Source organism: uncultured Anaerococcus sp., assembly GCF_963512375.1.
GTDB lineage: Bacteria > Bacillota > Clostridia > Tissierellales > Peptoniphilaceae > Anaerococcus.
Genome location: NZ_CAUPMI010000026.1, coordinates 1 through 14,395 on the forward strand (window position 1 = coordinate 1; position 14,395 = coordinate 14,395).

13 protein-coding genes are annotated in these 14,395 nt (G+C 34.9%); 12 read left to right on the plus strand and 1 reads right to left on the minus strand.

Annotation, left to right across the window (positions count from 1 at the left end):
• Positions 1-27: 27 nt before the first annotated feature.
• Positions 28-2,184 (minus strand): metallophosphoesterase, encoded by a 2,157-nt coding sequence (locus tag RRB46_RS09430; protein WP_311538341.1) that lies wholly within the window; start codon positions 2,182-2,184, stop codon positions 28-30.
• Positions 2,185-2,331: 147 nt separating this feature from the next.
• Here RRB46_RS09430 and RRB46_RS09435 point away from each other — a divergent pair, with 147 nt between their 5' ends.
• From RRB46_RS09435 to RRB46_RS09490, 12 genes are all read left to right on the plus strand, one after another.
• Positions 2,332-3,540: an ammonia-forming cytochrome c nitrite reductase subunit c552 gene (locus tag RRB46_RS09435; protein ID WP_311538342.1), complete on the plus strand. Its 1,209-nt coding sequence runs from the start codon at positions 2,332-2,334 to the stop codon at positions 3,538-3,540.
• A gap of 43 nt (positions 3,541-3,583) precedes the next feature.
• Positions 3,584-4,855, plus strand: coding sequence for a cytochrome c biogenesis protein ResB (locus RRB46_RS09440; protein WP_311538343.1), 1,272 nt, complete (start codon positions 3,584-3,586; stop codon positions 4,853-4,855).
• The gene (gene ccsB / locus RRB46_RS09445) at positions 4,848-5,669 is read left to right on the plus strand and encodes a c-type cytochrome biogenesis protein CcsB (RefSeq protein ID WP_311538344.1); all 822 of its coding nucleotides are present in this window, start codon (positions 4,848-4,850) and stop codon (positions 5,667-5,669) included. The genes RRB46_RS09440 and ccsB overlap by 8 nt, the downstream gene beginning before the upstream one ends.
• Before the next feature lie 142 nt (positions 5,670-5,811).
• Complete coding sequence (locus RRB46_RS09450; RefSeq protein ID WP_311538345.1) at positions 5,812-6,711, plus strand: hypothetical protein; 900 nt, start codon at positions 5,812-5,814, stop codon at positions 6,709-6,711.
• Positions 6,701-8,710 carry a DHH family phosphoesterase gene (locus RRB46_RS09455; protein WP_311538346.1) on the plus strand — a complete coding sequence of 670 codons (2,010 nt, stop codon included), beginning with the start codon at positions 6,701-6,703 and terminating at the stop codon, positions 8,708-8,710. The genes RRB46_RS09450 and RRB46_RS09455 overlap by 11 nt, the downstream gene beginning before the upstream one ends.
• On the plus strand, positions 8,688-9,137 hold the full coding sequence (gene rplI / locus RRB46_RS09460) for a 50S ribosomal protein L9 (RefSeq protein WP_296128225.1): 450 nt from the start codon (positions 8,688-8,690) through the stop codon (positions 9,135-9,137). Before RRB46_RS09455 ends, rplI begins: the two co-directional genes overlap by 23 nt.
• Positions 9,137-10,468, plus strand: a complete 1,332-nt coding sequence (dnaB, locus tag RRB46_RS09465; RefSeq protein WP_296128223.1) for a replicative DNA helicase — start codon at positions 9,137-9,139, stop codon at positions 10,466-10,468. The genes rplI and dnaB overlap by 1 nt, the downstream gene beginning before the upstream one ends.
• A complete protein-coding gene (locus RRB46_RS09470; protein WP_297688782.1) occupies positions 10,461-11,015 on the plus strand; it encodes a GNAT family N-acetyltransferase in 555 nt (184 codons plus the stop codon). The genes dnaB and RRB46_RS09470 overlap by 8 nt, the downstream gene beginning before the upstream one ends.
• Positions 11,005-11,736, plus strand: coding sequence for a DnaD domain protein (locus RRB46_RS09475; protein ID WP_311538347.1), 732 nt, complete (start codon positions 11,005-11,007; stop codon positions 11,734-11,736). Before RRB46_RS09470 ends, RRB46_RS09475 begins: the two co-directional genes overlap by 11 nt.
• A 1-nt stretch (position 11,737) precedes the next feature.
• Complete coding sequence (locus tag RRB46_RS09480; RefSeq protein ID WP_311538348.1) at positions 11,738-12,724, plus strand: ATP-binding protein; 987 nt, start codon at positions 11,738-11,740, stop codon at positions 12,722-12,724.
• Entirely contained in the window at positions 12,711-13,382 is a 672-nt protein-coding gene (locus tag RRB46_RS09485; RefSeq protein WP_297688777.1) for an NAD(P)H-hydrate epimerase, read from the plus strand. The genes RRB46_RS09480 and RRB46_RS09485 overlap by 14 nt, the downstream gene beginning before the upstream one ends.
• Positions 13,383-13,451: 69 nt before the next feature.
• Positions 13,452-14,342 carry a DUF4349 domain-containing protein gene (locus tag RRB46_RS09490; protein WP_311538349.1) on the plus strand — a complete coding sequence of 297 codons (891 nt, stop codon included), beginning with the start codon at positions 13,452-13,454 and terminating at the stop codon, positions 14,340-14,342.
• The last annotated feature ends 53 nt before the right edge of the window (positions 14,343-14,395 follow it).

Genomic DNA, 14,395 nt, shown 5'->3' on the forward strand with positions numbered 1-14,395 from the left:
ATTCGCGCCTTATAGGCGCTGTGCAAACTACCAGCTAAGCTGGTAGTTTTGATTTGTCTCAAAATCTTCGTATTCTATATAGTTGAAATAGTAATCTACATCATTGTCCTGGTCATTTTGGTAAATTTTTGCCATATCTTCGCTCATCTCACCGATCATATCAGTGATAAACTTACGAAGTGATCTTTGGCCAAACATCATATCGCTTACATCCATCTTGACCTTCCTAACAGAATGGGAATGAGCGACTTTTTTGGCTAAGTCTACACCATTTATGTGTGCTTTTTTTGTGATAAATCTTGAGAAGAAATCTAGGAAATCTCTTAGATTATCAATCTTTGACCTCATGTGTTTATAAAAAAGATTGGAAGTAATCCCTTCGGTTTGAATTAACATATCATAGAATTTATCCTTAGATCCATCAATCTCAAAAACTATGTGGCTAGTTACATAGTCAAAGGCCTCATTTATTTCATCTGCAGCATAATCAATTAGTTCATCAATAATATTGTAAGACTTATCATTAAGCCTAGCTATCATGGCATCTACGTAGTCAGGCCTATCATTGTCTGTAGAACGATATTGGTAGATGTAGTTGGCAAAATCATAGAAGGTGTGACCATTGCTATCTATAGGCATCTTAAATTCTTTTGTTAGGATTTTTTCTATAAAATAAATAAGAAGGGGTGGATAGAGGATTTTCTTATCTATCTGTTTTAAAATCTCATCTAAAGCTAGTTCTATATTGTCAGATTTTATGTGAATCCTATTGCCAATAGCCTTTATTAAAATTTTGTGTTTGCCATTTTTCTCTTCAAGTTCTATTTTGCCCACAAAAGGCTTTCTCATTGGGAAGAAGCGGCTTATTTTTGGAAATACATAGGCATCCATATAATTATTATAAGGAAGCTTGGTATCCATATTGGAATTTATTTGCCTGATTATTTCCTTTTTTATATCTAGGTCCTCAAGCCTTGGGTTATTGGCCTGGATTCTTATATAATTTGATATTACTTCCTTTAGGGAAAGTTGATTTTCGAGGGTATATATAGTTGCATCATCTACAAATTTTTCTCTTTTATTTTCATCTACATAAGAAAAGTCCCTAATCAGTTCAGTCTTTACAGATATTTCAAAACCGTGGCTTTCGCCAGTCTTATTGATTATCTTTAGGTGCCTGATTGGTAGGGGATAGGTAATGGTTGATCCTGTTTGGATATTATAGATAAGCTTTCCCTCTTCTGTTGTAAACTTGGCTGTACCATTTTCGTGCAAGTGGCCGGTAAAGATGAATTTTATGCCATTATCAGCTAAGACTTCTATAGGAGTTTTATTATTTAATCTAGGATCAGCATCTTCTATCTTAGTTTTGTATTCTTTAATTATAAATGGAGAAAATACTAGCTCTTGGTTTCTAAAATTAGGGATAAAGGCGTGGTGGCTTACAGCTATTACCATGTCCTTGCGGGCCTTGGCCTCGTCAATCTTATCAGCAATCCATCTGAGCTGTTCTTTTGAAATAGATCCTACTACATTGCATGTTCCATCTCTGTGCTTTTGTTCCATATCTGCTGCATATATTGAGCTATCAATCATTATGATAGTTAGACCGTTTTCATACTTATATTCTTTTTTAACTCTTGCAACGTATGAGAGATAGCCATTTGCATAGTAGGAATATTTTTCATCCCTCTTATATTTTTCATTGACATCTGCCAGATAGGCTTTAAAAATTTTACTATCTTTATAGAATTCTAATATAGAATCATCTTCATAGATAGATTTATAAATTTCTTCGAAGTCTCTTGGACTAGTCATTTGGGCAGGGCCATCATTTTTATAATCGTAGGCCTTTTTGGAATTTATGTCGTGGTTACCTGGTATTATAAAGGCCTTGCGATTTTTGTCTTTATTTTTCCACTCATCAATCAGACTTTCAGCCTTCTTGTGGCTAACATATTCTCCCTCCTTGGTCAAATCTCCAGAAAGAATTAGAAATCTACTGGCGGCCTTATCTACCATTTCCAAGGATTTTTTAAATAAATACTCGCTTTCGACAACAAGTTTTCTTTCTATTTTTAATTCTTTTCTTAAATTTTCAGTATCAGCAATCAAACTTTGATCTAGTACGTGAGGATCAGAAATGATTGACATATCGTAGTCTTTTATTTTTGAATCTTGCATCCTTTACACCTCTTATTTGTTCCTTTATTATACCGGATTTAGTCTGGAATAAAATATCTACTAAATTAATAATAAACTTACTTGTCTATTTTAACAATATAGTTCTTAATAATAGTAAGAACTTGTATGAAAAAGAAAGGAGCCCATATGTTTAAGAAAATTGCAAAGGTTTTTATAGCTTCAGGCCTTCTGCTTGCTCTTAGTGCATGTTCACAAGATAAAGAAATTAAAACAGCAGAAGATTATAAAGATACATATCCAGGCGTTTTTGCCACATATAAGGCCAATGCAGATATGAGCGAAACAAAATTTGGTGGTTCTGTCCAAGTTGACTATCTAGAAGAGCACCCTAATCTTAGAGAATTTTATGATGGTTATGGCTTTGCCAAACAATACGACAGGGCAAGAGGCCATGTTTATGCTCTAGAAGATGCCATAAATACCGAAAGACCTAAGCCAGGTGCATCTTGTCTTGCTTGTAAGAGTGCTGACTTTGTAGCAGCCCTTGAGAAAGACGGCATAGATGTAAATAGCATGGATTTCGATCAGTTTGTTAAAGACCATCCTGGCATGCAGACAATTTCTTGTTATGATTGCCATATGGATGATATCGGTACAGTCCAAGTAACCAGAGAACACTTTAGAAAACAAATTGATGAAGGCAATGTTAATTCTAACAATGCCAAGGTTGACAGCTTATCTTGTGCCCAATGTCACGTAGAATATTATCTAGATCCAGAAACTAAAGAGGTAATCTTACCTTACAAGTACGGTTTTGAAACTGATGATATGCTAAAATATTACGATGAAATTGACTTTAAAGACTGGGAACACCCAGCTACAGGCACAGGATTACTTAAGGCCCAACACCCTGAGTTTGAAACCTTTATGGGATCAGCCCATGATGCTGCAGGACTTTCTTGTATAGATTGTCACATGCCAATAGTAGAAGATGAAAAGGGTAATAAATTTAAATCTCACCACTGGACAAGTCCACTTAAATCCAAAGAAGGCATAAAGAATTCTTGTCTATCTTGCCACGCTGGTAAGAGTGAAGATGATATGATTGCTTGGGTTGAAGAAGTTCAGCAAGGTGTACATGATAGGACAAATGAAGTGAGCGATAAGCTTAAAAACTTCATCGACCTATTTGCAAGCCATGTCGAAAAAGGCGACTTATCTAAAGAAGATAAGGATAAACTACACGAGATTCACAGACACGCTCAGTTTAAATGGGATTTTGTTTGGGTAGAAAATGGTGAAGGCTTCCATAACTCAAATAAAGCTCATAAAAACTTAGATGAAGCCGAAGCTCTTGTAGATGAGGGCATGGAAATTTTAAGTAAATATGAATAAAAGTAATGGACTCCAACGAGTCCTTTTACTTTGAGGATAAAAAATGAAAAAAATTATAAAAAAAATTATAAAAAGCTTCTATTCCATGAGGACTGGGATAATTTTACTGATAATAATAGCCCTGACATCTATTATTGGGACCCTCATTCCTCAAGGAAATGATCCAAGATTCTACCTAGAAGCCTATCCATCTTTTGGGAAAATCATTATTTTATGTGATTTTGATAAGGTCTACTCGTCTTGGTGGTATATTTTACTAACCCTTCTTTTGCTGGTGAATTTATTGTTTTGTAGCATAAACCGCTTCAAGATAATTTTTGAAAAATCCTTTAAGGAACCTGATATAAAAGAAAGGCTTAAGAATTATCAAGATTTTAAAAAAATAAAAAAAGATTCTAATATTTTTGAAATCTTAAAAATAAAAAATCCAAAAGAAACAGAGATAGATGGGAAAAAAGTCTATTATAAGTTTGATGGCAAGATAGGACATTTGGGCTCATGGCTTACCCACCTATCTATAATCGTAATAATTTTAGCCTTTGCCTTTGGCCGCTATAAGGGCTTTGATGAATTTGTACATGGAGTTCCAGGAACTGTCTTAGAACTTCAAAATTCTGATAAAAAGATTAAAATTAACCAATACGATGTACTATTTAGGGAAGATTACACAGTTGACCAATATATAACAAGCTTAGAAGTCCTTGATAAGGATAATAAAAAGCTTGACGAGGGACTTACCATGGTCAATAAGCCTTTTAGGTTTGATGGATTTAATATCTACCAAAATTCAACAGGCTGGGCCTATGAGGCAAAATTATTTAAGGATAAAAAGTTTTTTGAAGAAAAACTTATGTACAAGGGTGACTTTTTCATAGCAGATAATAAAAAAATTGCCCTACAATTTGTAGATTTTTATCCAGACTTTGATGAAACTAGTCCTATGAAACCTAGGACTAAGTCACCATTTTTACATCATCCTGTAGCCCTATATGCTCTTTTCTATGATGGGGAAAGGGTAGATATGGGCCTTAACCACCCAGGAGAGCCTATAGAGTGGGAAGAGTATAGCTTTGTGATTGATAACCCTCAGATGTTTACCCTCTTGCAAGTGGCCCATGATCCTGGCAAAAACTTTGCCCTCATAGGAGCAGGCTTACTAATGATTGGACTCTTCCTATCCTTCTACATCAATCCAAGAGATTTCATCCTGGTAGAAGAAGATGACTTTTCTTATCTATTTGTAAAATATGGCAAAAAAGATAAGATATCTAAGGAAAAATTAGAAAAAATTATTGGAGAAGAAAAATATGATTAATTTATTAAATGTAGAAAATATACTTTTCTACCTGGCCTTATTTGGCTATTTGATTGCCATGTTTTTATTTATAATCTTATTTGTAAATAAAACTGAAAAATGGGGAAGGTTTGGTAAAAATATCTTGATGGTAGCCTTTATTTCCCACACCCTTGCTATAGTCGTAAGGACTATAAATGCTGGCAGGCTTCCACTTTTCAATCAATACGAATTTGCAAGTGCCTTTGCCTGGGGTATAGCTCTTTGTTATTTGATTTTTGAAAAGAAATACAAGCTCCTTGCCATGGGTACCTTTGTAAGTCCGATTTTATTTTTAATAATCGGTTATGCAGCTATGAGAGATAAGACAATCAGACCTTTAATGCCAGCACTTGACAGTAAATGGCTTGCTATTCACGTTTCACTTGCTATTCTTTCCTACGGGGCCTTTGCTGTTGCGGCAGGTATTTCTGCCATGTACCTTTTGAGAGATAAATTTTCAGACAACTCCTTTAACAAGGGCCTGGCTGAAAAGGAAAAGTTAGATGAGATTGCCTATAGGATTATCGCCTTTGGTTTTATCTTTTTGAGTATGGTAATGATTACAGGTGCTATCTGGGCAGAATCAGCCTGGGGCAGGTACTGGGCATGGGATCCTAAGGAAACCTGGTCTTTTATAACTTGGATAATCTATGCCATCTACCTACACCTTAGAAGGTCTAGAGGTTGGCAAGGAAAAAGAGCAGCTATCTTTGCTATAGTTGGCTTTATATGCGTAGTTTTCACCTACATTGGCGTAAACACATTTATCCCATCCCTACATTCATATGCTTAGGCAAAATTAAATAAAAAGCTGTGGCTAGACTTTGCTTGTATTTTTAATATATATTGCCAAGTCTAGCCTTTTTAAATATTGTTAAAATAGGAATTTAAAGTACAGTATAATAGTAAAATTGCTTAATTTATATGGAGATTTTATGACATTAACAAAAAGCGTAAATAAGATTACAGGAGCTATATTTATTGCTTGCTTAAGCCTTATGAGTCTTTATTTAGCTGAATACAGCCTGATATTTATGGGCATTATTCCAATTGCCTTTGCACTGACATTTTTTAATGAGGGCCTTATGTCAGCTATTCTTAAGGCGGGCTTTACTTATGCTACAGCCTTAGTATTTTTAAAAGTAGGGCAAATAAATAGAAGTCTCATACCACTTTTTTTACTTGGAATGATTTTTGTAGTCTTAATTAGCTTAAAGATACCAGCAAAATACCAAATATTTTTGGCCTTTGTCCTTATAAGCTTGACATTTATATTTTTATTTAAACTAGAAATGATTGAAAATAAGCTTACAATTGACAAGATGGCGGCGGATTTTAAAGGACTAATAGAAAGTGCATATTCATATCGTTTTGATATAGATATTTATAAAAGAGTTGTGGCCTTATATCCATCCCTAATTTCTATGATAGCTATGGTTTATGCAGTTCTTGCCACTAAACTTATCAGAAATTACCTATCCTACAAGGATAAGGGCATAGATGATATAAAAGATTTGGACCAGATAAGGATGAATCCAAAGGATTTGTTAGGCCTTTGCCTAATCCTTGCCTTAATATATTTCATGGCTAATTTTATGGGCATAGATAGGATTTATATCCTTGCCAATATTATATTTATCAGCATGCTAATCTTTGTTGTAAATGGCCTAAGCCTATTTGATTACATGCTTAAAAAATCAAGCCTACCCCTAACAAGAGCCTTTCAGTGGTTTTTTATGATAATTTTATTTCAAGTTATCTTTATCCCACTATTATTTTTTGGTTTTGCAGATATATTTATAGATTTCAGATCAAGGAGGAAAAATGCGAAATAACGAAAAATTCATTAGTAAAGCTAATTTAATCCTGATTTTGGCCTTTCCTCTTATTGCATCTTTAATAGTTTTTTACTATAATAAGACTTTGGGTGCTGTCGGCATACTTATTTGTATAGTTTTATTTTTCTTTTTAAGAAATATAAACTCTACTAGAGATAGGGAATTACAGAAATATGTTGATGATATAAGTTTTTCTTTTGATTCTATCACAAAAAATGTAGTTTTTGAGATGCCTTTTCCAATCGCAATTATCGAAGAAGATAGGAAGATAAAATGGCACAATTCATTTTTTAGGGACTTATTTCCTGACTATAAGCTAATTGGTGAGAGGATAGATTCGATAATTCCTGACTTTGAAGAATTAGAATTTGATGATGAAGAGCTTAGAACATCCAAAAATGTGAAAATTGCTGATAAGATAATTCAGTTTTACTATTCTACAATTTTTGATGAGGAAAAGGAAACAAGCCAAAGCTTTATTTATGGAATAGATAATACCTATGATGAATCTATTAAAAAACTCTTTAAAGATAAGAGACTAGTTTTTTATTCGGTATTTATAGATAATTATGACGACCTTAGAAACTCTGCTGAATCTGATCAAAGGGCTCAAGTTTTAGGTGAAATAGATAGGGTTATTAATGAATATTTTAAGTCCTATAATTGCCTAATAAGAAAATATGAAAATGATAGGTTCATGGTCATAAGTGAGTTTCAGGATTTCAGAGATATTCGTGAAGATAAGTTTTCAATCTTAGATAAGGTGAGGGACATAAGCAAGGGCAATACTCTTCCGCCTACCCTATCAATTGGTGTAGGTCTAGCAGGAGAAAAGCCTTCTGATATATATACCGATTCAAGAGATGCAATAAATATTGCCCTATCTCGTGGAGGAGACCAGACTGTAGTCAAACTTGAAGATAATTACGAGTACTATGGCGGCAAGACCAAGGCCATAGAAAAAACATCCAAGGTGAGATCAAGGGTCATCTCCCAAGCCCTAAAGAGGATGATGGAATCAAGTCCAGATATTTATGTCATGGGCCATAACAATCCTGATATGGACTCCTTCGGATCAGCCCTAGGTGTCTATGAGGGAGCAAGGTCAATTAACAAAAAGGCCTACATTATCTTAAATGAAGTAACTAGACCAATAGAAAATATGTATGCAAGGGTTACTGATGAGCTTAGCGAGCTAACTGAAAATATTTTGACCGAAGAAGAGGCTCTTAAGAGGATATCTTCCCAGTCATTAATAATAGTAACAGATAATCACAGAAAAAACTCTACAGAAGGACCTAAACTACTAGATATGACTGATAATATCTTTATCATCGACCACCACAGGAGGGGTAAGGATTATATCAAAAATGCAACTATTTCTTATATAGAGCCTTATGCTTCATCAGCATCAGAGCTTGTAACAGAGATTTTATCTTATCTTGATGAAAACTTTAAGGCAAGAACTGCTGTAGCAGAATCTCTTCTTGCAGGTATAACAGTTGATACCAAAAATTTTGTCTACCAAACAGGTGTAAGAACCTTTGAGGCAGCATCAATCCTAAAAAGATGGGGAGCTGACTCAGTATATATAAAAAGAATGTTTAAAGATGACTTTGAAATTGTAAAATATAAGTCAGAGGTAATAGCAGATTCCTTTATAGTTGAGGATTTTATAGCCATTGCCCACTTTAATAGAGAAATAGATGGTTCTACTCTTATTGCAAGCCAGGCTGCAGATGACTTACTCAATATAAAGGGAGTTCTCGCAAGCTTTGTACTTACAAGGGCTAACAATAAAATTCACATATCAGGTAGAAGCTTAGGCGATATATCGGTACAATTAATACTAGAGCGCATTGGCGGTGGCGGACACTTAACAGCCGCAGCCACTCAATTAGAGATGAGCATGGAAAATGCCGAAAAAATGTTAAGAAAAGCAATAAAAGAATATTTAAGAGAGGAAGAAAAAAATGAAAGTAATACTAACAGATAATATTGTAAGAGTTGGAGTAAAGGGAGACCTAGTAGATGTAAAACCAGGATATTTTAGAAACTATCTTGACCCACAAGGCCTAGCTGTAAAAGCTACAAAAGAAAACATGGCTGAACTAGAAAAAATGAGAGAACAACTTAAGGCAGAAGAAGCTGAAAATAGAAAAGAAGCTGAAGCCCTTAAGGAAAAAATCGAAGCTCTAACAATCGAACAAAAAGTAAGAGTTGGAGAAGATGGAAAACTATTTGGTTCTGTAACAAACAAAGACCTTGCTGATGCTCTAGCAAAAGAAGGAATCGAAATAGATAGAAAGAGAATCGAAGAAATCGAAAAAATCGATGGAGTAGGTGAATTCGTACTAAACGCTAGACTATATGAAGGAGTAAATGCAGACCTTAAGGTAAACGTGGTAGCTGAGGCAGAATAATGACAGATGGCTTAAGGCCACTACCTTATGACTTCTTATCAGAACAGGCTATCATAGGCTGTATTTTAAAGAAAAACGAAAGCTTTGATAGTGCAAATCAAATTATAAAACCTGTAGACTTTTATGATTCTAGGACACAGAGGATATATAAGACTATAGTCACCATGTTTGAAAAAGACATAAAGGTGGACGTAGTATCCCTTATATCTCAATTGTCCAATGAAAATATATTACAAGAAGTTGGAGGGGAGGAGTTTATCACTGAGATTACCCTCTCCTCATTTTATACTCCAAATATTGATACTTATTGTAAAACAGTCAAGGCCAAATCCTTATTAAGAAGTCTAATCGGGGCTAGTGAAGATATAATAGAAAAATCCTACAGGCAAAGCGATGATGTGTCAGACATCCTAGCTAGTGCAGAAAATAGGATATTTGAGATATCACAAGATAACCACTCCCAAGGGCTAGTAAGGGTAGCAGATACCATGGATGACACCCTCAGGCAAATCAACGAACTAACCCTGGCAGATGGGAGAATAACAGGAGTTGCTACGGGACTTGAAGCTGTAGATAACAAACTTTCAGGACTCCAAAGCTCCCAACTAATATTACTAGCTGCAAGACCAGCCATGGGTAAGACAGCCCTAGGCCTAACCATGGCATGGAATGCTGCCAAGGCAGGCAAATCTGTAGCCTTCTTTTCTCTAGAGATGTCAATCTATCAGCTAAACCAAAGGCTTTTATCAATGGTAAGCCTAGTAGGGCTTGAATCAATCATTAATGGATCAATCAGAGATGACGATTGGACTCTTCTTATAGATGCTACCAAAAAAATTGTAGAAACTGACCTTTATGTCGATGAAACACCAGGCATAAGATTATCAGAAATGAAATCAAAACTAAAAAGGCTAAAGGCAGAAAAGGGCCTGGACCTAGTCGTCATAGACTATCTCCAGCTTATGCAAGCAGATGGAAGACAAGAAAATAGGCAAAATGAAATAGCATCCATATCAAGGGGCCTAAAATCCCTATCCAAGGAACTAAATTGTCCTATACTTTCCCTTGCCCAATTATCAAGGGAGGCAGATAAGAGATCAGATCACAAGCCAATTCTATCAGACTTGAGGGAATCTGGTGCAATAGAGCAAGATGCCGATGTTGTAATGCTTTTATATAGAGAAGATTATTATGATGAAGAGGTAGAGCCAAATATAGCCAAGTTAATCTTTGCCAAGCATAGAAACGGGGCAACAGGTACGGTTGATTTGTACTTCAACAAACCATGCACCACCTTCATCAATTTAAGCCATAGGGATGAAAATGCCTAGAATATATTTATCAAAAATAGAAAGAGAAGATGCCTTAGAACTAAAAGAATGGGGCAATTTTTCTGACCCAAGACTTATAGGCTACAATTATGGCAATCTAACAGATTTTGAACTAAGGCTTTGGTATGGCAATATCAATATGCCAAATAAGAAATACTTTGCAGTCAGAAGAAAAGAAGATGACAGATTTATAGGCTTCATCGGTCTTAAAAATATAAATCCAATCCTAAAAAGGGCCAAACTAGGAATAGTCTTTGATGCAAATTACGTATCTTTGGGCTATGGTTATGAAGCCATAAGGGAAATATTTGTAAAATTTTTTGATGAAATGAGATATAGGACCCTCTATTTAGATGTCAACCTCTTTAATGAAAGAGCAATAAAGGCTTACGAGAAGGCTGGTTTTAAAATGACCTCCTATACAAGAGAAGTCTTTGAAAACCAAGCCATAGACCTAGATGAGAGATATTTTGAAATGTCAAAAGGCCTAATTTATTCAAAGATAATGAATATGAAAATAAGTAAGGAAGATTATAATGAACTTTGAAATGCAAGAACTAAAACTGGATATGGGCACAACCCCCTTTGAAAATATGTTTTTAAATACCTATCTTCAGATGGCAGATGGCGATGCTATCAAGGTTTACCTCCTAATTTATAAGGACATATACAATGACGGTGCAGTCGATGTTGCAAAGATTAAAAGGCAGCTAAGTTTTGATGATGAAAGATTTGAAAATGCCGTCAATTTTTGGATAAATATGGGAATCTTTAGGGAAAAAAAGGCCTCAGATGGGACAAACTTCATAGAAATAGTCTCCCTAAGGCAGATGTATTTTGGAGAAAGCGAACCTACAAATGATAATGAACTAAACTTTGACAAGGCTCAAAGAAAGTCAATGATGTTTGAAAATATTGAAAGAATCATAGATAGACAACTTACTCCAGCAGATATCACAAGAATCCACGAAACCCTAGGAGAATATGACCAAGATCCAGAGCTTGTAACAGAAGCCTTTAGGCAGGCAAGGGAAGCAAATAACGTAGATGTAAAATACGTTATGGGCTATCTAAAAACCTGGAGAGACCAAGGCATAAATAGCTTAAATGAGTTAAGGATGAGGGAAGAACGCAACAAGCTTAAAAAATCAAGGACTGTAAGGACCTATAGGAGAAAATCTGACACAAACATTGTAAGTGACAGTGAAAACTTAGCCCAAACTGCAAGGGCTAGAAGGTTAGAGAGATTGAGAAATCAGAGGGATTAATATGAAGGCAAGTGAAAAAGCAAGTCTAATCTTACAAGAAAGACGTAGAGAAAATAGAAGACGCCAAGAAGCTGCCATAAAAGAAGTCTATGACAAAATCCCAAAGATAAGAGCTCTAGATAAGCTAATCAAGCAAGTAGGTTTTGAAAGTATAAGACTAGCTGCAGAAGGCCTAGACACAAAGGCAAATGAAAACAAGCTTAAAAATCTAATAGGAGAAAAACATAAGGAACTTCTTAAGGCAGGCTTTCCTGTAGATTACATGGAGGAAAAATATTTCCATCCTCTCTGCAAGGACACAGGCTTTGTAGGCAATGAAATTTGTTCATGTAGGTCGCAGATAATAATAGATGAAAATTATAAAAGATCTGGAATAAGGCAAGTCATAAACAGAGAAAATTTTAAGACCTTTAATATCAACCTATTTTCTAAAAATCCATATCCAGAATATGCAAATATAAGTCCTTATGAAAATATGCAAATGATCCTAGCTGATTTAAGAAAATATATAGACAACTTTGACAGGCAAAGTGGAAATATCTATATCCAAGGAAAGGTTGGCAGGGGTAAGACTTTCTTGATAAATTCTATAGCCAAGGAGCTTTTGGATAGGAATTATTCAGTAGTCTATATGACATCAACCAAGCTTTTTAAATTTTTAAATGATTACTATTGGGCCTTTGAAGATAGAAGAGAAAATTTGGAAAACCAATACGACCTAATCTTTGAATGCGACCTTTTAATAATAGATGATCTTGGAGCAGAAACCCATAGATCAACCGACCAATCAAATCTCTTTGATGTAGTAAACGAGAGGATGAATAAGAATCTTCCAATAATCCTATCATCCAACCTCGATGAAGCCTTGATAGAAGAAATTTACGGACCAAGGATATTTTCTAGAATATTGGGTAATAATTCAAAGACCTATGAAATATTTGGGGAAGATCTTAGATTAAAGGGGACAGATTATTATGATTTTAGTTGATAAAGAAAAAATGCAAGCAATCGACTCCTATGCTATAAATGTGCTAAAAGTACCAGCCCTAAGCCTTGTAGAAAGGGCAAGCCTGGCTGTACTTAAGCATATAAATTTAAATAAATTTGGTTATTTTGCAATCGTTGTAGGAGTTGGAAATAACGGGGCAGATGGCCTAGCTCTAGCAAGAAATCTCTTAGCTAGGTATAAGGATGTAGAAATATACATCCTAGGAGATGTGGAAAAGGCAAGCGAAGAATTTCGCCTAAATCTAGAATCTTGTCAGATGCTTTGCGAAGAAATATTTTATGTTCAAAGCATAGAAGATTTAGAAGATATGGAAAGACGTCTAAACAATGTAAATCTAATTGTAGATGCCATCTTTGGTACAGGCTTAAATAGGCCAGTAACAGGAATTTATGCCACAGTAATTTCCATTATCAATAACGTAATGAAATATAAAATTTCTATAGACATACCATCAGGCCTTGATGCAAGTACCGGCCAGGACCTAGGCGAAGTAGTCGATAGCGACCTAATAGTAACCATGCAGCTTATGAAAAAGGGCATCTATGAAAGAGAAATCTACAAGAAAAAATGCGTGATTGAAGACATTGGCATCCCACAAAAGGCCATAGATTCAGTATTATACGGCCTAGTTGATTAGTATTTATTTTTAAGTCCTCCTTGCAATCGTTTGCTATGCTAATATAGTAAAAGAAAAGAGGAGGATCCTATGAAAAAGAATTTTCTATTAATTTTGATAAGTCTTTTTGCTCTTATTTCTTGTGGGAGCCAGAAGGCTGCTAATAAAGAAGCAGACCTAGCAAGAGACTTTGCAGAAGAGACAAGGCCAGAAATTGATGATCCTAGAGATGCTGATATGGCAAAAGATGAGGCTATAGATGATGGGGAAGATGTAGACCTATCAGATGATCCAAATGATTATATAGAAAGATTTGTAAATATTGATCTTGAAACCACAGTCTATGATAAGGACCTTGAGACTATAAGAAAATCAGTAGCAAATCTAGAAGGCTTTGTAGAAAATGAATCTACTTATTTTAACAGGACTTATGAAGATAGGGACCTAAGAAATACTGAGCTTGCTATAAAAATCCCAAAAGAAAATTCTGAAAAATTTAATCAGACTCTGGGAAACTTGGCCAAGACCGTAAACATTTCTAAAAACTCAAACAACCTAGAAAAGTCATTTAGGGATGCAAACAAGGATTTAGAAATAAAAGAAAAACAGCTGGAAAAATTTAATGAGCTTTTGGAAAATTCTAATAATATAGAGGATACCTTGGTCATTAATGCCAAGATTATAGAAACCCAAGGGGAAATCGATAATCTAAAAAAAGCAAAGGTTGACCTCAAAGATAGGGTGACCTATGATACCTATAATGTCGGAATAACTGAAGTATATTCTTATGATAGAAGTTCCAACAATCCTGACTTAGGATCTAGGATAAAGGAAGCAATGGGAGAGTCTATTGGCCTAGTCAAAGAATTTTTTGCTCAAGTTCTTGTTGGATTTTTCCTATATTGGCCATTTATAATTCTTATCTTGCTCTTAGGATTTGGAGTTTATAAGCTAAGAAAAAAATCTAAGTCAGGTAAATAATTTGAAAAAATAACATAAAGTAAGAATAAGGGCTTGTCTCCTTTACTAAAAAG